General features: G+C 70.0%; 18 protein-coding genes and 1 other RNA gene. 6 read left to right on the top strand and 13 right to left on the bottom strand.

Annotated features, from left to right (window positions below; translation table 11 throughout):
• The first annotated feature begins 34 nt into the window (after positions 1-34).
• Complete coding sequence (gene panB / locus Q0Z83_RS36675) at positions 35-868, top strand: 3-methyl-2-oxobutanoate hydroxymethyltransferase (RefSeq protein WP_317787866.1); 834 nt, start codon at positions 35-37, stop codon at positions 866-868.
• Positions 869-1001: 133 nt separating this feature from the next.
• Here panB and Q0Z83_RS36680 read toward each other — a convergent pair whose 3' ends face one another.
• Together Q0Z83_RS36680 and Q0Z83_RS36685 are read right to left on the bottom strand one after the other, a co-directional pair.
• A complete protein-coding gene (locus Q0Z83_RS36680; RefSeq protein ID WP_317787867.1) occupies positions 1002-2621 on the bottom strand; it encodes an RNB domain-containing ribonuclease in 1620 nt (539 codons plus the stop codon).
• 150 nt (positions 2622-2771) lie between these two features.
• Complete coding sequence (locus Q0Z83_RS36685) at positions 2772-5822, bottom strand: hypothetical protein (protein WP_317787868.1); 3051 nt, start codon at positions 5820-5822, stop codon at positions 2772-2774.
• Positions 5823-6255: 433 nt separating this feature from the next.
• Between Q0Z83_RS36685 and Q0Z83_RS36690 the strand changes: the two genes are divergently transcribed.
• Positions 6256-7371: a hypothetical protein gene (locus Q0Z83_RS36690; protein WP_317787869.1), complete on the top strand. Its 1116-nt coding sequence runs from the start codon at positions 6256-6258 to the stop codon at positions 7369-7371.
• 822 nt (positions 7372-8193) lie between these two features.
• Here the strand turns inward: Q0Z83_RS36690 and Q0Z83_RS36695 are convergent.
• Both Q0Z83_RS36695 and Q0Z83_RS36700 read right to left on the bottom strand, forming a co-directional pair.
• On the bottom strand, positions 8194-8400 hold the full coding sequence (locus tag Q0Z83_RS36695; RefSeq protein ID WP_317787870.1) for a hypothetical protein: 207 nt from the start codon (positions 8398-8400) through the stop codon (positions 8194-8196).
• Between the two features lie 380 nt (positions 8401-8780).
• Positions 8781-9806, bottom strand: coding sequence for an aspartate-semialdehyde dehydrogenase (locus Q0Z83_RS36700; protein WP_317787871.1), 1026 nt, complete (start codon positions 9804-9806; stop codon positions 8781-8783).
• A 102-nt stretch (positions 9807-9908) separates the two neighbouring features.
• Between Q0Z83_RS36700 and Q0Z83_RS36705 the strand changes: the two genes are divergently transcribed.
• Entirely contained in the window at positions 9909-10706 is a 798-nt protein-coding gene (locus Q0Z83_RS36705) for a class I SAM-dependent methyltransferase (RefSeq protein ID WP_317787873.1), read from the top strand.
• A 25-nt stretch (positions 10707-10731) separates the two neighbouring features.
• Here Q0Z83_RS36705 and Q0Z83_RS36710 read toward each other — a convergent pair whose 3' ends face one another.
• The 4 genes from Q0Z83_RS36710 to Q0Z83_RS36725 form a co-directional block, all read right to left on the bottom strand.
• On the bottom strand, positions 10732-11322 hold the full coding sequence (locus Q0Z83_RS36710; protein ID WP_317787874.1) for a M15 family metallopeptidase: 591 nt from the start codon (positions 11320-11322) through the stop codon (positions 10732-10734).
• Between the two features lie 65 nt (positions 11323-11387).
• The gene (locus Q0Z83_RS36715) at positions 11388-11996 is read right to left on the bottom strand and encodes a GTP cyclohydrolase II (RefSeq protein ID WP_317787875.1); all 609 of its coding nucleotides are present in this window, start codon (positions 11994-11996) and stop codon (positions 11388-11390) included.
• A gap of 119 nt (positions 11997-12115) precedes the next feature.
• On the bottom strand, positions 12116-13024 hold the full coding sequence (locus Q0Z83_RS36720) for a serine/threonine dehydratase (protein WP_317787876.1): 909 nt from the start codon (positions 13022-13024) through the stop codon (positions 12116-12118).
• A gap of 9 nt (positions 13025-13033) precedes the next feature.
• The gene (locus tag Q0Z83_RS36725; protein ID WP_317787877.1) at positions 13034-14092 is read right to left on the bottom strand and encodes a type I glyceraldehyde-3-phosphate dehydrogenase; all 1059 of its coding nucleotides are present in this window, start codon (positions 14090-14092) and stop codon (positions 13034-13036) included.
• A 207-nt stretch (positions 14093-14299) separates the two neighbouring features.
• Between Q0Z83_RS36725 and Q0Z83_RS36730 the strand changes: the two genes are divergently transcribed.
• Positions 14300-14716: a toll/interleukin-1 receptor domain-containing protein gene (locus Q0Z83_RS36730; RefSeq protein WP_317787878.1), complete on the top strand. Its 417-nt coding sequence runs from the start codon at positions 14300-14302 to the stop codon at positions 14714-14716.
• A 398-nt stretch (positions 14717-15114) separates the two neighbouring features.
• Here the strand turns inward: Q0Z83_RS36730 and Q0Z83_RS36735 are convergent, their stop codons facing one another.
• Positions 15115-15882: a sulfite exporter TauE/SafE family protein gene (locus Q0Z83_RS36735; protein ID WP_317787880.1), complete on the bottom strand. Its 768-nt coding sequence runs from the start codon at positions 15880-15882 to the stop codon at positions 15115-15117.
• Positions 15883-16083: 201 nt separating this feature from the next.
• Here Q0Z83_RS36735 and rnpB point away from each other — a divergent pair.
• Positions 16084-16493, top strand: an RNA gene (gene rnpB, locus Q0Z83_RS36740) — RNase P RNA component class A.
• Positions 16494-16542: 49 nt separating this feature from the next.
• Here the strand turns inward: rnpB and Q0Z83_RS36745 are convergent.
• The gene (locus tag Q0Z83_RS36745; RefSeq protein ID WP_378078644.1) at positions 16543-17271 is read right to left on the bottom strand and encodes a hypothetical protein; all 729 of its coding nucleotides are present in this window, start codon (positions 17269-17271) and stop codon (positions 16543-16545) included.
• Positions 17272-17698: 427 nt separating this feature from the next.
• On the opposite strand from Q0Z83_RS36745, the gene Q0Z83_RS36750 reads away from it, so the two are divergent.
• Entirely contained in the window at positions 17699-18685 is a 987-nt protein-coding gene (locus tag Q0Z83_RS36750) for a hypothetical protein (RefSeq protein ID WP_317787881.1), read from the top strand.
• Positions 18686-18688: 3 nt separating this feature from the next.
• On the opposite strand, the gene mctP is transcribed toward Q0Z83_RS36750, so the two are convergent.
• The 3 genes from mctP to Q0Z83_RS36765 form a co-directional block, all read right to left on the bottom strand.
• Positions 18689-20335, bottom strand: a complete 1647-nt coding sequence (gene mctP, locus Q0Z83_RS36755) for a monocarboxylate uptake permease MctP (RefSeq protein WP_317787882.1) — start codon at positions 20333-20335, stop codon at positions 18689-18691.
• Positions 20332-20547, bottom strand: a complete 216-nt coding sequence (locus Q0Z83_RS36760; RefSeq protein ID WP_317787883.1) for a DUF3311 domain-containing protein — start codon at positions 20545-20547, stop codon at positions 20332-20334. Before Q0Z83_RS36760 ends, mctP begins: the two co-directional genes overlap by 4 nt.
• 134 nt (positions 20548-20681) lie before the next feature.
• On the bottom strand, positions 20682-21968 hold the full coding sequence (locus Q0Z83_RS36765) for a glycoside hydrolase family 18 protein (RefSeq protein ID WP_317787885.1): 1287 nt from the start codon (positions 21966-21968) through the stop codon (positions 20682-20684).
• Positions 21969-22032: the final 64 nt, after the last annotated feature.

The raw sequence follows: 22032 nt of genomic DNA on the forward strand, positions 1-22032 counted from the left end.
GCATCCGCGCGGCCTCGAGGGAGGAGTAAGCGAAATGTCGGACACCATCCCGACCCTGTACGGTGGCCCGCCGACCCGCCGGGTCCGCACCCGTGACCTGCTCAACGCCAAGGTCCGCGGCGACCGCTGGCCGATGCTCACGTCCTACGACATGTACACCGCGCAGATCTTCGACCAGTCCGGCGTGCCGGTGCTGCTGGTCGGCGACTCGGCCGCGAACAACGTCTACGGCTACGAGACCACCGTCCCGGTCACCGTCGACGAGCTGTTGCCGCTGGTCCGTGCGGTGGTCCGGGCCACCAAGACCGCACTGATCGTCGGCGACCTGCCGTTCGGCAGCTACGAGGAGGGCCCGACCCAGGCGCTGCGCACCGCCGTCCGGTTCATGAAGGAGGGTGGCTGCCACGCGGTCAAGCTCGAGGGCGGCCGCCGGATGGCACCGCAGATCGAGGCGATCACCGGCGCCGGCATCCCGGTGATGGGGCACGTCGGCTTCACCCCGCAGCGCGAGCACGCCATCGGCGGCTACCGGGTCCAGGGCCGGGAGAACGAGGGCGCCGAGGTGATCTCGGACGCCCGGGCGGTCGCCGACGCGGGCGCCTTCGCGGTGGTCCTGGAGATGGTTCCGGGCGAGGTCTCCAAGCAGATCACCAAGGAACTCCCGATTCCCACCGTCGGCATCGGCGCCGGCCCCGACACCGACGCGCAGGTACTGGTCTGGCAGGACATGGCCGGGCTGCGCACCGGCAAGGCGCCGCGCTTCGTGAAGCGTTACGCCGACCTCGCCGGGGCCCTCACCGAAGCGACGCGGCAATTCGCGGACGAGGTCCGCAACGGCGAGTTCCCCGCCGCCGAACACACCTTCTGATGGGGTACGGGGTCCGCCGCCGACAACCGCAGCGGACCCCGTCCCGCCCGGCCGACACCGTCACGAGCGGCCACGACCCTCGCCCGGACGACCGTGCCCATCGCCTTTCACCCCGCCGCCGGCCCCCGCAAGGTCAGGCGCGTTCGAACCGGACCGTCCGGCTGATCGGGTCCGCCGCCGTCAGCCGCACCGGAACCCGCTCCCCCAGCGGCAGATCCCCGAGACACTTGGCCCGCACGGCCGGCTCGTCCAACGCGATCGTCCCGCCGGCCGGCCGTTTCCCGTTCGCCTCGTCCCGATCCAGAACCGCCGCCTCGAACACCTCCCCGACCCGGCCCTGCAACAGCACCGCCTCGGCCAGGTCGATGGCGCCCCGGTCGGCCGCACCGGCCACCCGATCAGTCGACGACATCGTCTTCGGCAGCCGGGGCAGCGCGCTCAGCACCCATTCGGGAATCTCGCGCCCCGCGTACCTCGAAAGACAGACTTCCGTCGCATATCGATCCGCAAGCCGCCTCAGCGGCGCCGTGACGTGGGCATATGGCGCACCGACCCCACCGTGCCCGGCATCGGCCGGAACGCCGAGGATTCCGTCCCCGCCGTCCTGACCACCCGTGGCCGACCCGCCGCCCCGCCCGCCTTCCCGCCCGCCATCCGCCGGACCGCCGCCCCGGCCGCCATCCGCCGGACCACCGTCCCGGCCGCCTTCCGCCGGGCCACGGGACTGACCGTCGGATGGCGCTGGGCCGGTGTCCGCGCCGCGGCCCGAATCGGCCGGAGCCGCCACGCCGAAGGCCGTGTAGGCGGCACCGCGCAGCAGCTCGGCGGCCTGGTCCAGGAACGCGGCGCCCCGCGGATCGGCCGGGTCGACGGCCGCGATGACCGCCCCGACCTGTGCCCCGTCCGGCCACCGGATACCGAGCGGCCCGGCTGCGGCCCGCAACTTCTCGACGGCCTCCGCTTTCGGCCGTGGCATGGTCCGCAGCAGCCCGACCCCGCCATCCAGCATGATCTGCGCCGCCGCCATGCCGGTGAGCAGCGAGATCTGCGCGTTGTGCTCCTCGATCGCCAGGGGCGCCCGCAGCACCAGCCGCCACCCGCCACTGTCCCGCTCGACCTCCTGCGAAGGCAGCGGAAGATTCACCGCACCCCGATCCGCGGCCCGCCGCGCAAGCAACCCACCGATCTCCGGCAGCAGCGTCAGCATCTCCGGCGCGGTCCCCGAGTCGATCTGCCGCTGCACCCCCGCATAGTCGAGCTTCGCCCGGCTGCGAACCCGGCCCCGCTCCACCCGGACGTCCACGGTGTCCCCGTCGGCGTCGAGATCGATCGTCCACACGACGGCGGCCCGATCGCCACCCGGAAGCAGGCTGACCGCGTCCTCACTGAGCACCGGTGGATGCAACGGAACCCGCCCGTCCGGCAGATAGACGGTCTGCCCGCGAACCCAGCTCTCCGCTTCGAGCGGCCCACCCGGCCGCACGTAGGACGCGACATCGGCGATCGCGTAGTGGACCCGATAACCACCCCCGGCCCGCCGGCTCAGATGCATGGCCTGGTCAAGATCCCGGGACGAGGCCGGATCGATCGTCACGAACTCGATCCCGGTCCGATCCGTCTCCGGCATCACCGTGTCCCGGGCAGCCGTACCGGCCTCGGCCAGCACCGCCGCCGGAAACACCTCAGGCAACCCAAGCTCCCGCCGCAGCGCCGAGAAATCGATCTGCGGCGCCACCACCCGTTTGATCGGCACGGCTCATTCCTACCAGCCGCACCCCCGACCCACCGGGTCGGCCGTCGCTCAGCCACCGAATCCACGCTGAGGTACTGCCGCGGCACCCGATGGACGGAAGCGCGCCGCCCCGGGTCGGTTCTCCCGTGGTGGCGCGCCTCGCGTTTCGGATCAGCGGCGACGTGCCGCCCGTGACGCCTGTACCGGTTCGGTCCTCGGCGTGTTCCGGGTGGTGCGGGTGCTTCCCGGTGCACGCCCGGAGGCTCCCGCGTTCGCCCCCGAACTCCGGGACGCCCGGGTCGCCTTGGCCGCGTTCCCGGTGGCCTTCACCGTTCCACTCGCCGCCGCCCGGCCCGCCGCGGCCTTGGCCGGCGTCGTTTTCGCGTTCGCCGCCCGGCCCGCGGTGCTCTTCGCCGCGTCGGCCCTGCTCCCGGCAGCCTTAGCCGCACCAGCCTTGCTCACCACGGCCTTCGTCGCGGTGGCCTTCGGTCCGGCAGCCTTACCCGCAGCGGCCTTCGTCGCAGTGGCCTTACCTCCGGCAGCCTTCGTTCCGACGGCCTTACCCGCAGTGGCCTTCGTTCCGACGGCCTTACCCGCAGTGGCCTTCGTTCCGGTGGCCTTGGCCGCGACAGCCTTCGTCGCGGTGGTCTTGGCCGCCGTTGCCTTTGTTCCGGTGGCCTTGGCCGCCGACCTTGCGCTGGTCGTCTTGGCGGCTGTGGCGCGGGCGCTGGTCGCCTTGGCCGCGGTCGCCTTCGAGGCGGTCGTCTTGGTCGGTGCCGCCTTGGTCCCGGTCGCCTTGGCGAGCGTCGCCTTGGCAGCAGTCGCCCTGCCACCAACGGCTTTCACCGGAGTCGCCTCGGCCGCAGCCCTGGCGTTGGTCGCCTTGGCCGTCGCCTTGGTACCGGCCACCCTGCCCGAGCCGGCCTTCGCCGGGGCAGCCTTTGTCCCAGCGACCTTGGCACCGGTCGCTTTACCAGCTGTCGCCCGGCCTCCGCCGGCCGTCACCGGAGCCGCCTTAGCCCCAGCAGCCTTGGTCCCAGCAGCCTTGACACCGGTCGTCCTGGCCGTCGCCTTAGCCCCGGCGGCCTTGGTCCCTGCCGCTTTGGCTGCTGTCTTAGCGGGCGCGGCCTTGGCGGCGGTCGCCCTACCTCCGCCAGCCTTCTCCGCAGCCGCCTTGGCCCCCGCCCTGGGGCCGGTGGCCTTGGCCCCCACAGCCCCGCTGGTGCCAGTCGCCTTGGTTCCGGTCGCCTTGGTTCCGGTCGCCCTGGTCGCTGCCGTTGTGCCGGTCGCCTGGGTCGCCGCCTTCGCACCGGTCGCCTTGGCGGCTGCTTTACCGGGTGCGACCTTGGCAGCGGTGGCCTTCGCGGCCTTGCTCGGCACCGTCGCCTTTGCTGCCGCCGACTTAGCCGCCGTCCCGACCGTCGCTGCGGTCTTCTTAGCGGCCGCTGTCTTGCCTCCAGCCACCTGACCGGCCGCCTTCCGGGTAGCGGTCGCCTTGGCAGTGGTAGCCGCCGTCGGCTTGGCCGCAGCCTTCTTCGCACCGGTCGCCTTGGCGGCCGCACCCGCCGCCCTCGCAGCGGTACCTGCCGCAGCCCTAGCGGCGGTACCAGCCGAGGCCTTGGCCGCAGCCTTCTTCGGAGCCGTCGCTTTGACCCCAGCCTTCCCCGCAGGTGTCGTCTTCGCAGCGGTCTTCCTTGTCGCCACACTGCCGGTCACTGACGTTTCCGATTCCAGCGCCGCAGCCCGCTCGGCAGCCGTCGCCTTCGCTGCCGATGTCCTACTAGCAGCGGCCTTAGCCGCGGTTGCCTTGACGCCTGCCGCACCACCTGTCGCCCTGGCACCTGCCGCGGCTCCGGCCCGCCTGCCGCCAGCAGCCTTCGACGCCCCGGCAGCCTTCGATACCGTCGCCTTCGCCCCGGCCGCTTTCGCCGCGGTCGCCTTCGCGCCGGTCGCCTTCGCCGCCGCGGCACCGGTCGTTTTGGTCTTCGTGCCAGTGCCAGTGCCAGTCGCCTTCGCGCCGGCCCGCTTGGCCGCCGTGGCTCCGGCCGCCCCGGTTCGGGCGCGTCCGGTTCGGCCGACCGGCGCCGCGGTCTCGATGATCGTTTCCTCGGCTGCGGCGGCCTGCTTCGCTGTCACGGACCTCGACGTGGCCATCCTGGACCCCGCCGTCTTGGTGGCGGCGCCCTTGGTTCCGGTCGCCTTCCCGCCGGCGGTACGGCCTCCTCCGCCCCCGATCGTCTTGACCGCGGCCGTCCGTGTTCCGGCTGTTCCGGACGCAGCGGTGCCGGTCGCCTTCGTCCCGGTGGTCCTTGCTGCCGGGCCCCGAGCCGTCGCGGATTTCGCCGGGCCACGGCCCTTCGGTGTTCCGGTTCCGGCAGTGGTGGCGGAGGTTCCGTCGGTCAGAGTCGCGCCGCCGATGCCATCCGCGTTCCGAACCGCCGTCGCCGCCGCACCCGCCGCCTTGGCAGCCGTCCTTGCCGCTCCCGCCGCCTTGGTCGCCGTGCTCTTCACCGGTGCCGCTTTGCCACCCGCCATCTTGCGGGAAGCTTCGACCTTCCTGGTGGTCGCCTTGGTGGCCCCGGTTCCAGTCGTCCGGGCGGCTCCCGTCTCGGACATGGTGAGTTCGTCGAGGTCAGCCGTCGTGTCCGCGAAGTCGTCCGTCACTTCGGCATCCTGATCGTCATCGGTCGCGAGTTCGTCCTCGTCCTCGTCCTCGTCGAACTCGGCGTCGGCATCGACGTCGTAGGACGGCTCGTCGCGGGACGGCTGGAGCGCCGCGCCTGTCGAAACCGCGTCCGCCGGGGTGGCGGCCTCGAAATCCTCGTCGTCGAGTTCGTCGTCGTCGGCGGTCGGGTCCAGTTCTCGCCCGTCCGCGCTGGACACCCTGGCGAGCGTGGACACCCACCCGGATTCGACCGCATCCGCGGGACCCGTGTATTCGGGAGCGTCCTCGTCCGTGGTGGGTCGCTCGGCGCCGGATTCCAGAGCCTCCAGGTCGGGCCGGTCCGCCCCCCACTGGTCGGAACCCTCGGCCGGCTGCACCGGACCGCGATGCGGCGGGAACCACCCGCCCACGAACGACACGTCCGGCAGTGATCCGGCGTCGACCTCGTCCTCGTCCGGCCGAGATACGCCCTGGCCGAGGTTCATCCGTCCGGCGAGATACCCGGGCGCCCGGTCGTCGGTGTCGTCGTCCCAATCGTCGTCGGTGGCGATGGTCACCTGATTCTTCGGCAGGTTACTCATCGCGGCCGCAACCCGTCGCGAGCCACCGGCACGGCGTCCGGAAACAGCCTTCGACGCGATCGGTACGGTCACCCCACCACCGCCACTTCGAGCGGAGGCCTTCCCGGCCGCACCACGCCCGGACGAGACTGCGACCTTGGGTCCGCCGGTGGTCGCGCGGCCGGTCTTCCGGTCCGCGGCACGTTCCAGCGCCACGACATTCGCACCGGTTCGGCCCGCGCGGGCACCGGCCGTGCCGCGCCCAGCGGCACCCTTCACAGCCACCCCGGCTGCGTTGTTCCGGCCAGCGCCCTTCACGGCCGCAGCCACCCCGGCCACGTTGTTCCGACCAGCGCCCTTCAGGGCCGCAGCAGCCCCAGCGGCGTTGTTCCGACCCGCGGCCTTCACGGCCCCGGCGCCTCTGACCGCGGTGGCCTTGGACGTAACGGTCTTGGCCGGCGCCGCCTTCGTCGAGAGGGCACGGCCGGTACCGGTCGCCGCGTTCTTGACCGGAGCGGTTCGGGCCGCCGTCGTGGATCCCTTGACCGATGCGGACCTTGTTGTGCCCACCACCGGCTGGGTCTTCGACTTAGTGCCGGCAGCCGCAATCGCCTTCGGCGAGTTCCCCGACTTGCCGGCAGGCTTCGAGGTCGTCTTCGCGACGGACGACGATGTCGTGCCGCGCTTACCCGACGGCGCTGAATTCACGGACCGGCCGGCAGCCACCGTGGCGGCGCGACCCTTTGTCGGTGCGGCACGATCCTCCACAGCGACAGCCGATATGACCCGCGCCGGTTTGGCAGCCGCGAGAGTCCGTCCGGCGGACTTCGCCGCGACCGACCCTCCGGTGGTGGCCTTTCCTCCGACGCGTGGAGCGGCGACTTTCCCGGCACCGGACTTCGGTGTCCCAGCGGACTTCGCGGCACCCCGAACCGACGGAGCGCTCACGGTCTTCACAGCCGCCCGAGCCGACGGCGTAACAGCGACCTTCGCCGCCACCCGAGTCGACGAGGAGGTAGTGGTCTTCGCGGCCACCCGCGCCGACGGCGCCGTAGTGGTCTTCGCGGCCGCCCGAGCCGACGGCGCGGTAGCGGTCTTCGCAGTCGCCCGGGTCGGAGGTGCCGCAGCAGTTTTCGCAGCCCCCCGCACGGCGGTTCGGGGCAGTGGAGCGATCTTCTCCGCGTTCCGCGACGAGCCTGAGCCGCGCGGTTTGACGATGGCGGCTTCGGTAGTCGGCGCCTTTCGGCCCGCGGCAGTGGCTGTTCCACGAGACGTCGATTTTTTGGCGGGCGGGACCGTTTTGGGCATCGGCGTGACCGGAGACTTCCGGGCATCCGCCGAAACAACCGGGCCGGCAGGCCGTGCCGACTGTTTGCCGACGATCTGCTTTGCAGCCGAATTCCCGTTTTGTCGGCCCGCGACCGACTTGTTCGCGGACTGCTTCACGGGATTCGGTTTGCCGGACACCGCCTTGGCCGCGGGCTGCTTGGCGGAGGCCGTTTTGAGCGCGGGCGGTTTCGCCTGGGACTGCCTGGTCGGCGACTGATTCGAGGGCTTCCTGGCGAGGGTCTGCTTCGCGGTCTGTTTGCCGACCGCGCCACGGTCGTTCGCGGGGCCCTTGGCCGTCGGCGCCGTCCGCGCCGTGGCGCTCCTGGTCGAGGCATTCTTCGCGGTCGCCGTGTTGGCGCCCGTGCCTGCAGTCCTCTTCACCGCACTGGTCGCCGATGCCGGGCGAGAGACGACGGCACCCGAACGCGCCGCGGCACCCTTGACCGCTGAGACCGCCGCCCCCGAACGGGAGGAGGCAGTTCCCTTACCGGCCGAAGCAGCCGCGGCCGAGCGCGAGCCCGGCACGGCCGCACGAGGGGCCGTCACAGCAGAACGAGCGGAAGCCGCCGGACGAGCGGAAGCCGCCGGACGAGCGGGAGACGCAGCCGAACGAGCGGGAGACGCAGCCGAACGAGCGGGAGACGCAGCCGAGCGAGCGGGAGACGCAGCCGGACGAGCGGGAGACGCGGCCGAGCGAGCGGGAGACGCAGCCGGACGAGTGGGTGTCGCGGCGGGGCGGGGTGTGGCCGCTGCCGGGCGGGGCTTCGGGGCGGCGGTGGAGCGGGTGCCCGTACCGGATGGTGTGGATTTGGGTCGGTGGCCCGTGCCGGAGGCAGCGGGCCTGGTCGGGGCCTTTTTGGCAGCGGGCATCGAGGTGTTCCTCCTTGCGAATGACTGAGCTTTCTCCACCGTGGCTGGCCGGTTCGCCGGAGCCCGACGGGCTCAGCGCGGCGCCAGGGGTGGCAGAAGTTCATTGCGGGCATGTCTGCGCCGGGAGACTCGCGGCTCCGGCTCGGGGTGACCGGAGCGGCGGATTACGTCAGCTGGCTTCCCCTGTCCAGCGGGCGTCCTCGGCATCCCACTCGGCATTGCGCTTCTCGACGGTTTCGAGTGCCCGCGTCGCTTCGTCAGCCGTGGCATAGGGACCGAGCCGGTATTGAGCGGGGCACACGTCGTCGCCGCTCTCCACCCGTTGGTCGCGGAGGCACCAGAAGTAGCCCGCTCCGCCCAGCCCACTGTCGTTCATTCCATCACTGTGCCGCTAAAATCGGCCAAGCGCTACCGATTCGGGCAAAAAGTCGCAAATTCCCATTGTTAAGCTGAACAAAAGAGCTCCGAAACCGCCAACAGCGGACATATCGGGCACAGGTGGGCCGCCGGAACCGGCCACCCAGGCGGATATCCCCACGATGCGCCGCCGGAAACCACACGGGACGACAAAGGCGGGGATGACTTTCCCGGACGGACGCATACGCCCGTGAGTCGCCTTGAAGGCCGGACGGCCGGACCATGTCGCGGCGGAGCCAGGGAACGGGACAGCTGCGTTCGGGTACGGGTGGCCGTACCGCCGAAGAAAAATGCCGCCCGGACGTTGGCAGCCGGGCGGCATTTCGGGAATGCCGGGGGTCAGCCGAGTTCGGCGGCGACCAGTTCGGCGATCTGGACCGCGTTGAGGGCCGCGCCCTTGCGGAGGTTGTCGTTGGAGATGAAGAACGACAGACCGTTCTCGGCGGTGGGGTCGACCCGGAAACGGCCCACGTAGGACGGGTCGCGGCCGGCCGCCTGGAGCGGAGTGGGCACGTCGGAGAGCTCGACACCGGGCGCGGAGGCGAGGATCTCGCGGGCCCGCTCGGGGCTGACCGGGCGACTGAAACGCGCGTTGACCTGGATCGAGTGGCCGGTGAAGACCGGCACCCGGACGCAGGTGCCGGAGACCAGCAACTCGGGCAGGTCGAGGATCTTGCGGCTCTCGTTGCGGAGCTTCTGCTCCTCGTCGGTCTCGTTGCTGCCGTCGTCGACGAACGAGCCGGCCTGCGGGATCACGTTGAACGCGATCGGCTTGGGGAAGACCTTCGACTCGGGGAACTCGACCGCCGAGCCGTCGTGGGTGAGCTCGGTGGCGCGGTCGGCGACCTTCTTGATCTGCTCGTCGAGCTCGGCCACACCGGCCAGACCGGCTCCGCCGACCGCCTGGTAGGTGGTGGCGATGAAGGAGACCAGGCCGGCCTCCTCGTGCAGCGGGCGCAGCACCGGCATCGCGGCCATGGTCGTGCAGTTCGGGTTGGCGATGATGCCCTTCGGCCGCACCCGGGCCGCGGCCGGGTTGACCTCGGCGACGACGAGCGGGACCTCGGGGTCCATCCGGTACGCCGACGAGTTGTCGACGATGACCGCGCCGGCCTCGGCGAAGCGCGGTGCGAACTCCTTCGAGCCGCCCTTGCCGGCCGAGAAGAGCACGATGTCGAGGCCGGAGTAGTCGGCCGTGGCGGTGTCCTCGACGGTCACCTCGCCGTCGCCCCACTGAATCGTGCGGCCCGCGCTGCGCGCGGAGGCGAAGAGCCGGAGCTGGGTCACAGGAAACCGGCGCTCGGCCAGGATCCGGCGCATGACGCCGCCCACCTGTCCCGTCGCACCGACGATACCGATCCTCATGGGCACCAAAGTACGGCCTGAACTGGTGATCTTAAAATCGACTTGTCCATATGGTGAGAAGGTTGTCCCACATTCGAGGAATCAGGGCCTAGCGTCAGTGCCATGGCGACCTACACCCATGGACACCACGAGTCGGTCTTGCGCTCACACCGGTGGCGCACCGCAGAGAATTCGGCGGCATACCTGCTGCCGCATCTTTCCTCCGGATTTTCCCTGTTGGACGTCGGATGCGGCCCCGGCACGATCACGGCCGAGCTGGCCGGACTGGTCGCACCCGGTCGAGTGACGGCTCTGGAACAGACCGCGGAGGCCCTCGACCTGGCCCGGGCCGAGATCACCCGGCGCGGCCTGACCGGCGTCGACTTCGCGGTCGGCGACGTGCACGCGCTCGATTTCCCGGACGACACGTTCGACGTGGTGCACGCCCACCAGGTGCTGCAACACGTGGCCGATCCGGTGGCGGCCCTGCGCGAGATGCGCCGGGTGACGAAGCCGGGCGGGCTGGTCGCGGTACGAGACAGCGACTATGCGGCGTTCACCTGGTTCCCGATGCTGCCCGAGCTGGACGAGTGGCTGGATCTCTACCAGCGGGTGGCCCGGGGTAACGGCGGCGAGCCCGACGCCGGCCGACGGCTGCTGTCGTGGGCGCGGGCGGCGGGGTTCACCGACGTCACCGCGACGGCGAGCGTGTGGTGCTTCGCCAACCCGGAGGACCGGGAGTGGTGGGGCGGGATGTGGGAGGAGCGCGTGCTCGACTCGGAGATGGCCGCCTCCGCGGTGCGCACCGGCGCGGCGACCGAAACCGATCTGCGACGGATCTCGGCCGGCTGGCGCCGGTGGGCCGACGACCCCGACGGCTGGCTGATCATCCCGCACGGAGAGATCCTCTGTCGGGTCTAGATCAGGACGATGGCCGGAATCTAGGTCAGGACGGTGGCCGGAAGGCCCAGTGCCAGGACTCCCGGGGCACGTTCTCCACGAATCCGTAGTTCTTGGCGTTCTTCCGCATCCAGGAGAGCGCCTCGGAGTTGAGGTCCAGGTCGGTGGCCATGCCCCAGCCGTGTTCGCTGGTGCCGGGCTTGGCCGCCAGACCACCCTGCGAGTAGAGGCCCTTGCGTCGGGCCAGGTCGACCTGTTCGGCGTACGGCCGGTACGAGTCGGTGATGCCGATCTTGACGCCTTGACTCCGAGCGTCCTCGATCATCCGGTTCAGCTTTTCGGCGGCCGGCGCCCACAGCTTGTGGTTGGTGGTGCCGACTCGGCCGAGCGCCTCCGGGGGGATCTTGCCGTTCCCGTACGCGGCAAGATCCTCCGGGATACCTTTACTGTTGAGTTTGTAGGCTTTGTCCGAAGCCCCAGTGGATGCGACAGCGCTCTGCAGATGGCTGGCGAAACTGGCCTGGGCGGGTGTCTCCGTCCGGGCGCGGCCCGCCATGGTCGTGGCCTGCTGCCCCTGCAGCGCGAGGATCCGGCTCTGGATGTCCGCGATGCGTGAATTCACTCCCTCGATACCCACGCCTTCTCGTTCGGCGCGCCTCAGGGAATCTGAGGCGCAACCGAAGAGAAACTCAGGACGAACCCTCAGGACGCCGGAGCCAGGTCGATCGTGTGCTGGGTGTGGGCGACCTTCGCCTGCAGGTAGCGGACGTTCGCCGGGGAGGCGTGCACCTCGGTCGGCCGGACCGCGCGCACATCCACGCCGAGCTCGCGCAACTGCCGGGACTTGTCCGGGTTGTTGGTGAGCAGGTCGACCGACTCGACGCCGAGCGACTCCAGCATCTGGGCGGCGGCGGTGTAGTCGCGCTCGTCGTCGGCGTGGCCCAGAGCACGGTTGGCCTCGTAGGTGTCCATGCCGAGGTCCTGCAGCGCGTAGGCGTCGAGCTTCGCGTACAGCCCGATGCCCCGACCCTCCTGGCGCAGGTAGAGCAGATAGCCCCCGGTCTCGGTGATCCGCTCGACGGCCTCGCGCAACTGCGGACCACAGTCGCAGCGCTGTGAGCCGAAGACGTCACCGGTCATGCACTCGGAGTGCAATCGGACCAGTGGGGCCTCGGCCTTCACGACATCCCCGAGGGCCAGCGCGAGGTGTTCCTTACCGTCGGACAGACCGGTGAAGGTGACGACCTCCGCGGTGGTGCGGTACCCATCGGGGAACTCGAGCGGAACGGTGACGCGAGTACGAACCGGCATGCCCTCTCCCTGTGCACTTGATACTTCAAGTACGGATCGACCGTACGCGGCGGTTCATGAGGTGGCCACGGTTGCCGATGGGTCGCCGATCACATCCCGATTTGCCGGAATACGCACGCTCAAGCCAGAGTGGCCGGATCGGTGTTGGCACCGCAGAGCAGAACGACCACCCGCTCCCCCGGCGCGGGGCGATATGCGCCGCCGAGCAGGGCGGCGTAGGCGGCGGCGGTGCCGTGCTCGACGACGATCCGGTATTCGTCCCACAGCCGGCGGCGGGCCTCGATGATCGCGGAGTCGTCGACGAGGACGGAGTCGATCCCGGAGGCAACCGCCAGGCCAAATCCGACATTTCCAATTCGTCGGGCACCGAGCGAATCCGCCGCGATACCGGAAACCGGGACATCGACCGGCTCGCCGGCCTCCAAGGCGGCGTGCAGGGCGCGACAGCCCGGCGGCTCAACGCCCACTATCCGGACATTTTCGGAAAGTCCGGCTAGCACGCCGCCCAGCAGGCCGCCGCCGCCGACCGCCACCAGGACGGTGTCGAACCCGCCCGGCAGCTGGGACAGCAGCTCCAGCCCGACGGTCCCGTTCCCCGCCACCATCTCCGGGTCGTCATAGGCGTGACAGAACAGCGCCCCGGTCTCCGCCGCCCGGACCACGGCGGCGGCGTACGCCTCCGCGTACTCCCGACCCTCCTGCACCACCCGCGCACCGAGCTTACCGAGCTTCGCCACCTTGACCGCGGGCGCCGTGACCGGCACGTACACCTCGGCCGGGTAGCCCAGCTCGCGGGCCGCGTAGGCGGCGGCCAGTCCGGCGTTCCCCCCGGAGGCGGCGATCACGCCCGCCTCGGACACCGGCCCGGCGAGGATCCGGTTCATCATGCCGCGGGTCTTGAACGAGCCCGCATGCTGCAGGAACTCCAGCTTGAACCACAGATCCGGCCCGGCGGCGAGCACCGGAGTACGCCGGATCCGCCCGTCGATACGCTTCGCCGCCGCCCGCACGTCTGCCAGGTCCACCACGTCGCCAGCCTAGGCGACGCTCCAGGAGACCCGGCTGGAGCCGACCGGTAAACGTTCGCCGACCAGGCGCGCCAGGTCCAGTAATCGGTTGGAGAAGCCCCACTCGTTGTCGAACCAGCCGCGCACCTTCACCCCGCCGTCCGCGGTGGTCTGCGTGCCGGACGGGTCGAACAGGCACGACGCCGAGTTGTTCTTGACGTCGATGGAGACGGTCGGGTCCGGGTCGTAGGCGAGGATGCCGCGCAGCGGGCCGGCGGCGGCCTCGGCCATCGCCCGATTCACCTCCTCGGCGGTCACCGGGCGCCCGGCCTGCCCGGACAGTTCCGCGAGCGAACCGACCGGGGTGGGTACGCAGTAGTAGCTGTAGCGCATCTCGCCGATCTCCGGCAGCGCCACCCGTACCAGGTCACCGACCACGTAGTTGTGCGGGATGATGCTGTCCCCGCCGGCCCGACCGAGGCGCGGATCGTCCCGGGAGTTGCCGACCGCCGAGTCCTGGACCCGCTGCCAGCCCTGACTGGCCAGGATGACCGAGGTGTTGACCGCGCTCAGCCCGAACCTGTCGAGCAGCACCTTGGCCATCACGGTCAACGCGTTCACCCCGCAGGAGGCGGGCGAGACGACGTCGTGGCCGACCGGGTCGTAACTCTGGTGGTTGGCCCCGAAGACCAGGAACGCGTCCGGGTCGTCGGCGGAGGCACTGATCACCACCTTGCGGGCCCCACCGTGGGTGATGTGGTTGCGGGCGGTGGTCCCGGCCCGGAACCGGCCGGTGGCCTCGATGACCACGTCGACCCCGTGGTCGGCCCAGGGAATACGTTCCGGCCGTTCGTGATGGAACACCCGGATGGCGTGGTCGTTCACCACCAGATAGTCACCGCGTGCGGTGACCGTGCCGGGGAACGACCCCCGGATGCTGTCGCGTCGGAGGCCGTAGGCCAGCTTCTCCGTCGACGCGATGTCGTTGACCGCGGCGATCTCCACACCCGGGTTCGGCACGGAGGCCACGATCCGGGTCAAACTTCGGCCGATCCGACCAAGTCCATTGATCCCGATCGTGACAGTCATCGAGCGCTCCTCGATTTGTGATGCTTTGGCAGCATTCCCCCGTGACTTGGCCTCCCCCGTTCCCACAAGGGTCCACCCGCAGTCACGACACCGACACTATGAGTTGTGCAAGTTGCACGTCAACGGACGACATTCTCACACCACGCCATCGATGGACTACGCAAACCCCATCGAGCACTGTGGAGCCCGGTCCGGCATGCTGGGAACGTGCCCGTACTCGTCTCCCACTCGCCGGCCGACGAACCCTGGGCACAATGGATCTCCGTCTCGCTCCGCGCGGCCGGCCACGAGGTGCGCCTCGACCCCGCCGACCGGGCCTTCGCCGTCCGACTTACCGAGGGACGTTTCAGCAGCACCGGGCCGGTTCTGGTGCTGCTCTCGGCCGAGCATCGCGGCACGCCCGGCGACTGGGCCCTCCTCGCCGCGGCGTCCACACTCGTCGGCCGTCTCGTCGCCCTGCGCCTCGACGCCACCGAGGCGCCACGCGCCCTGCGCGCCATCCCCTGCCGCAGCCTCCACGGCCTCGACGAGGAGGACGCCCTCGAACTCGTCCTGGCCGTCGCCGGCGGGCTCCGCCGGGAAAAACTCCGGACGAGAGGTTTGCCCGCCGGTTCCCGGTGGTAAGCGGTCGGCCTTCCGAGCAGACCCCCGCAGCGGTACGCCGTAAGCACCCGCTCGTCCGACCGGCTGCGTCCCGGCAGCCCACACCCGACGATCATCCGCAGTCCGATCAGGACCATGACCCGCACCCGGTAAGCGCCATCGACACCGGGTTCCCCCGAAGACCACTCTCCCCGGGACCGGCTGGCGACCGGCCCGGCCGCCGGGTCCGGTGGCGGCCCGGCACGGCCGCTCCCGGACCCGGCGGCTCCCACTCGCGCGACGACCCACGGCCGGGATCACGCCAGACCCCAACCCACACGGTGACCTACAGTCCGAAACGCGCCACACCCACCCGACGCACACCCAACCCGCGCGCGTAACCACGGGCCGAAACTCGCCGCCGGTCGAGGCGGGTCGGGTCAGGGGAGGGCGGCTCGGTAGAAGAGCAGAAGGCCGATCGTGGTGCCGAAGGTGACGATCACATACTTGAGGACCCGCTGGGACAGGCGCCGGGCAAGACGCGCTCCGACGTACCCTCCGATGATCGTGGCCGGAGCGAGCGTCGCCGCGGCAGCCCAGTCGACCCGCGCGAACGCCGCGAAGACCAGCAGCGTCACCAGGCCGACCGTGGCCGACAGGACGTTCTTGAGCGCGTTGATCCGCTTCAGCGGCTCGTCGATGATCAGCGCGAGGGCGGCCACGTACATGACCCCGAGCGCCGCCCCGAAATAGCCGCCGTAGATCGCCCCGGCGAACACCACACACCGCAACGTCACCGCGGCCCGGCGCGGCGACATGCTCCGCGGATGCCCGACCAGCGCCCGTAGCCGCTCCTGGAACGCCAGCGTCGCCGCCGCCCCCAGCACCAGGAACGGCACGATCACCTCGAACGCCCGAGCCGGCGTGAGCAACAGCAGCGCACAGCCCACCGCCGAACCGGCCACCGCCGCCGGAACCGTCGCCCGCACCCGCTGCCGTTGCCCGGCGAGATCGGCCCGGCTCCCGGCGACACTCGACACATATCCCGGGAACACCGAGACCGAATTGGTGACGTTCGCGTCGACCGACGGCAGTCCGATAGCGATCAGGCTGGGGAACGTGATCAGCGACCCGCCACCGGCGATCGCGTTCATCGCCCCGGCCGCGATCCCGGCCACCACCAGCAGCAAGATCTCCGTGACATCCATGGTGCAGCCGACCCTACGGCCATCCCGACCCACCGGCCCGGTGATCTTCACCCCTTCGGCCGGTCACCAGAGTTGCCGAACGGGCGCGGACACAGCTCCCACGACCAGCCGGACCCGGCACCGCGCCGAGGCGGGCGGCGAGAGCGGATCGGGCGGCACGAGAGGCGGATCGGGCGGCACGTAAGATTGCGACGCGACGGACGAGTCGGCTGGGCGGCCGCGTCGGCATCCTCTGGGTGCCGCCGAGGAACGTCCGGACTCCGCAGAGCAGGGTGGTTGTTAACGGCAACCCGGGGCGACCCGCGGGAAAGTGCCACAGAAAACAGACCGCCGGCGGCGTACCACGTACGACGCCGGTAAGGGTGAAACGGTGAGGTAAGAGCTCACCAGCACCCCGGGTGACCGGGGTGGCTCGGTAAACCCCACCCGGAGCAAGGCCAAGCAAGGCCCGAGCCGCGAGGCGAAGGCCGGCGCAGGCGTTCGAGGGCTGCTCGCCCGAGCCTGCGGGTAGGCTGCTCGAGCCTGCCGGCAACGGCAGGCCTAGATGGATGGCCGCCACCGGAGACCACGGTCTCCGGCCACAGAATCCGGCGTACAGGCCGGCTCGTCCGCCGCCCTGTGCTTTTCGGCCGCTGGTCAGGCCGCTCGTTCGGCCGCTGGTCAGACCGCTCGGTGCGCGCCCACCGGCTCCTCCAGTCCGGCTCGGCCGCCCCTGAGGAAGCGGTCCAGTTCAGCCTGGTCCAGGGCCTCCCGGTCGGCTCGGGCCTTGGCTCGTTCGGCTGCTCGGGCGGCTCGGGCGCGGGCTGCCTCCTCGGCTGCCTTGGCGGCGGCGGAGGCGGCCTCCTGCTTGGCGCGGCGGGTGGCGGCGGCCTTCGCGGCGCGGGCCTTGGCGACCTCGGGGTCGAGTTTGCGGTTCGGATTGACCTCGGTGATCACGGCCACCTCGCGGGCCTCGATGGCGGCGAAGTCGGGGCGGATCTTGGCGGCTACCCATTCGACACCGGCCACCAGGCCCACCACCAGGGCGAAGATCATCCGGAGGCCGAGTGGGCCGGGGGCGGCGAAGTTCACCGCGGCCGAGATGACCACGACGACCGCGAGGATCTTCATCGCGGCGCGTTTGGCGTCGGCGGCCATGCCCGCGGTGTGTGCGATGGTCAGCATGGAGAGCATCGCCAGGTCGAAGACCGCGGGGACGATCCAGGCGAACATTCCGGCACCCAGCGTGGCCAGGTAGTGGGCCTGGTGCAGGTAGCTGGCGGCCAGCGCGCCGATCAGGATCAGGTTGTTGGCACGTTTGATGGTCCGGATGGCGCGGAGCATGCCGGGCACGGCGCCCTTGGCGTACTCGGTGGCGAACTGCTGCGTCAGGGTGGTCTGGGTGGCCACGCTGAGCTCCTCCACGGGGTCACGAGGCGGGTCGCAGAGCGAACCCGGAAGCGGGTCACGAAGCGGGTCGCAGAGCGAACCCGGAAGCGGGTCACGAAGCGGGTCGCAAAGCGAACCCGGAAGGGTCACGAGGCCGGTCGCAAAGCGAACCGGAAGCGGGTCACAGGCGGGTCGCAAAGCGAACCGGAAGCGGGTCACAGGCGGATCGCCAGGCGAACCCGGAAGCGGATCGCAAGGCGGGTCACGCCCGGGCGGCGCCAGACCCGACGCTACCGGAGCATCAGCCTCATCTGTGGCGAGTCGGACTAATACCTAAATTCGTCTCGCGTATGCCCTAACCCTCGCGGATCTCCGTACGCGCAAGACCCCGGCGTTGTGACTTTTGTGAGCAAGAATGACCGCCGGACTAGGGTGAACGGGGGTCGCGGTGTACGCGCTGGCTCGTACCGTGGCTGCGGTCGCCGGGATCGGCTGGGCCTGGACGGCCGATGAGCTCGAAGGGCTCGTGACCGCCGCGGGCTGGATCTACCGGATACCCTCCGAAGGCACCGTGAGCTGCACGTTCGACGCCGTCCCGGGACGGGCGGGCGCGTTCCTGTTCGGCGCCGAGGTGACCGCCGTCTTCCTGAATCTGCGCGAATGGGACGCCGATCTGCGCGAGCGGGACGGCAAACCGCCCGAGCCGGACGGAAACCCGCCCGAGAGGATCGGCGATTCGCGCGAGCGGGACACCATTCGCGTGCCGGCCCGCCGGGACGGGTTCGTGGCCGCGATCGCCGAGGTGAGCGTGCAGTTGGGGCCACCGGTGATGCGGTGTCCGGGGCCGGATCCGAGCGTCGGCTGGCGGGTCGCGGCCGGAGTGCTGGAGATCGTCGACCGGCCGGGAGTGCTCGACCTGTGGCTGCGGCCCGCTCCGCGCCGCGTCCCCCATCCGCCGGTCCCGCCTGTGGACGGGGCTGTGGATTGGCCGGCGCTGGAGCTGGGCCTCGCGGCGGCCGCGGCGTCACTGCCGGCGGGCGCGAGCGTGCGACTGCTGGCGAGCGCCCGAAAAGACACGCGCGAAGACACACAAAGAGCCACACGAGCAGACGCCCGAAAAGACACGCGCGAAGACACGCAAAGAGCCACACGAGCAGACGCCCAAAGAGATGCGCGAGAAGATTCGGGAACACCTGCGGCAGAGGATGCGGGGGTGCTCGCCGAGCTTTCGCAGACCGAGGACAGCCTGACGGTACGCGTGCGGGACGAGACGGAGACGATCGACTGGCCGGCGGCCGGTGACACGTACCGCAAGATCGCCGGAAGCCTGGTCATCGCCTTGCGTGCGGGCGTCGCGAAGCCGGCCGACCTGGTCTATCGCGCTGATCTGCCGGTGCCGTATCTCCCGCTGAGGCGGGAGATACGGCGAACCTGACCGTCAGGTGGACGAGACGTTGTCGACCGGCGTGGTGCGCTGCTGCGAGATCCGCTCGTCGCCCTCATCGGCGAAGTAGTCGTCGGCCTCGGTCCCGTCGACGCCTTCCGGGGTCTTGGCGGCCCGCAGCGCCAGCGTGACGATCACCGCGACGAGCGCGTTGACGATCACCGCGACGAACCCCACGTAGATCGTCTTCGTGCTGTCGAGACCGAATTCGGACAGCGGGAAGGCCGATCCACCGAAGTGCTTGCGACCGGTTGCGGCATTCGGGATCTGCCACAGCATCCAGAAACCGAGGGCCATGCCGGCCGCCCATCCGGCGATCAGCGCACCCCGGTGCAGCCACCTGGTGTAGAGCCCGATCACCACGGCCGGCGCCGTCTGCAGGATGATCACGCCGCCGATCAGCTGGAGGTCGATGGAGAACTGCGGGTCGAGGAAGACGATGCAGGCGACGGCGCCGATCTTCACCACCAACGAAGTGATCTTGGCGACATTGGCCTCCTGCGCGTGGGTGGCGTCCTTGCGCAGGTACTCCTTGTAGATGTTGCGGGTGAACAGGTTGGCCGCGGCGATCGACATGATCGCGGCCGGGACCAGGGCGCCGATGCCGATGGCGGCGAAGGCGACGCCGGTGAACCAGGCCGGGAACTGCTGGTCGAAGAGGACCGGCACGACCGTGTTGCTGTCGACGGTGCCGGGTTTGGCGCCGGGCAGCGGTTTGACCCCGGACGCGATGGCCATGTAGCCGAGCAGCGCGATCAGGCCGAGCAGCAGGCTGTACGCCGGGAGCGCGGACATGTTGCGCTTGATCACGTCCCGGTTCTTGCTGGCCAGCACCCCGGTGATGCTGTGCGGGTAGAGGAACAGCGCGAGCGCCGAGCCGAGGGCCAGGGTGAAGTACTGGACCTGGTTGTTGGCGTTGAGGGTGATGCCGTCGTTCGGTGCCGGGGACGCCTGGAACTTGGCGTCGGCGGCGTCGAAGATGGCGTTCCAGCCACCGAGCTTGTAGGGCAGGTAGATGATCGCCACCAGGATCACGATGTAGATCAGGGTGTCCTTGACGAAGGCGATCAGCGCGGGCGCCCGCAGCCCGGACTGGTAGGTGTAGGCGGCCAGGATCGCGAACGCCACGATGATCGGCAGATGTCTCGCGAGCGTGCTCTCCCCGGTGACGCCCATGGTCTTCAGAACGGCTTCGATGCCGATCAACTGCAGGGCGATGTACGGCATGGTGGCCACGATCCCGGTGATCGCGATGACGAGCGCGAGGGTCGGTGAATCGAACCTGGTGCGTACGAAGTCGGCCGGGGTGACGAACCCGTGCCGGTGCGACACCGACCAGAGCCGGATCAGGATCAGGAAGAACAGCGGGTAGATGATCACCGTGTAGGGCACCGCGAAGAACCCGGCCGCGCCGGCGCCGAAGATCAGGGCGGGCACGGCGACGAAGGTGTACGCGGTGTACAGATCCCCACCGACCAGGAACCAGGTGATCCAGCCGCCGAAGCTGCGTCCGCCCAGTCCCCATTCGTCGAGATGGGCCATGTCCTTCGGCGCCCGCCACCGGGAGGCGACGAAGCCCATCCCGCTGACCAGCAGGAACAGGGCGGTGAAGACGATGATCTCGGTCAAATGCTCACTCATGACCGCCGCCTCTTGGTCATCTGGTAGACGAGCGTCGTGGTGCCGACGCCGAGCAGGATGAAGGCGAACTGCAGCCAGTAGAAGAGCGGGAAGCCGGCGATCCGCGGCTCGTCGTGGTTGTAGAGGAAGGTCAGCAGCGGCACCACGATCGGCACCAGGAGCAGCCAGTTCCAGGGACTTCTATCGGTTCTCCGACGTTCGGGCTCAGTCATGAGTCACCCCTCCGTCCACATTGCGTGTGGTTCACGTCACGCTAACGAGACATCGGATGAACGAGCGATCCCCTGTGCGCCGAACGGGTGCGGCGGTGCGCCGAATGGGCACACCGCCGCATCGATGAGAACCGTTACCGCAGACCGGCGGAGATGGCCTTGGTGAGCGACGCGTTCTCGTCGTCACCGTCGAGCGACCACATCATCGCGCCACCGAGACCCTTGGCCCGGATGTAGAGCGACTTCTGGAAGACGACGGCCGGGTCGTCGTACGTCCAGAAGGTGTTGCCGTCGTAGAGCCACGCGTGACCGTTGCGGATGTCCCGGTGCACCTGGAAGCCCTGCTTCGTCAGCTTCTGCAGGGTCTTGAAGTCCTCCGAGCCCGCGGCGAAGACGCCGGGCGCCGGGCCGGTGGCCGGTCCGAAGAGGCCGTTGCGACCGCCGGTGACGCCGGTCCAGCCCTGCCCGTAGTAGGGCACGCCGAGGACCAGTTCGTTGCGCGGCGCCCCGCCCGCGATCCAGGCGTTGATCGTGCTGTCCACCGAGAAGTCCGGATTGTCGGGCGCACCGGCCGGCACGCGCAGCGCCGACTGCTGGTTGGCCCGCAGCTCCCAACTGCCGTGGAAGTCGTAGCCCTGCACCGTACCGAAGTCGAGGTATTTGAAGATCTTCTTGACCTCGAAGCCCGCCTCGATCTTCGCCGGCGCGGCCGGGAGGAACGCGGTCAGCAGGTACTTCTTCTTGGTCTTCCTACCCAGCTGGTCGAGCTGCTTACGGAACTCGGCAGTCAGCAGGGTGAAGTTCTGCTTGTCCTCGGGCCGGATGACGTTGCCGTCGTTGCCGGACGAGCCGGGCCACTCCCAGTCGAGGTCGATGCCGTCGAGGATGCCGGCGGCGATGCCCTCGGGCAGGCCGGTCAGGTTGCCCTTGATCCACAGGTCGATGCAGGAGCTGACCAACTTCTTCCGGGACGCGTCGGTGAGCACGGCGTCCGAGAAGTACGCCGAGCCGGTCCAGCCACCGAGCGAGATCAGCGCCTTGAGCTTGGGGTTCTTCTTCTTGAGCTCGGCGATCTGGTTCAGGTTGCCGGAGATCGGCTGACCCGCGACGTCGGCCACACCGTCCACACTGTTCTCCGCGGAGAACGGCGTCTGCCAGTCGGCCCATGGGTCGGCCGAGGCGCACACGCCGTCGGCGGTGACCGGGCCGAAGGCGTAGTTGAGGTGGGTCAGCCGGGCCGCCGCGCCGGAGTTCTGCACGTCGGCGAGCTGGAAGTCGCGACCGTAGATGCCCCACTGGGTGAAGTAGGCGACCTTTTTGTATCCGTCGTTCCCGTGTGCCTGTGCGGGAGCCGGTGCGGCCGCCACGACACAGGTGGCGGCGGCCGCCGCGGCGACGAGGCGGCGGGTGAAACCGCGCATGAGCCCTCCAGGGCGAAACGTTGAAGAAAGTTTCCTAATCGAGGAAGCTAAACGTCCGCCCTGC

The sequence above is a fragment of the Actinoplanes sichuanensis genome (genome assembly GCF_033097365.1).
GTDB lineage: Bacteria > Actinomycetota > Actinomycetes > Mycobacteriales > Micromonosporaceae > Actinoplanes > Actinoplanes sichuanensis.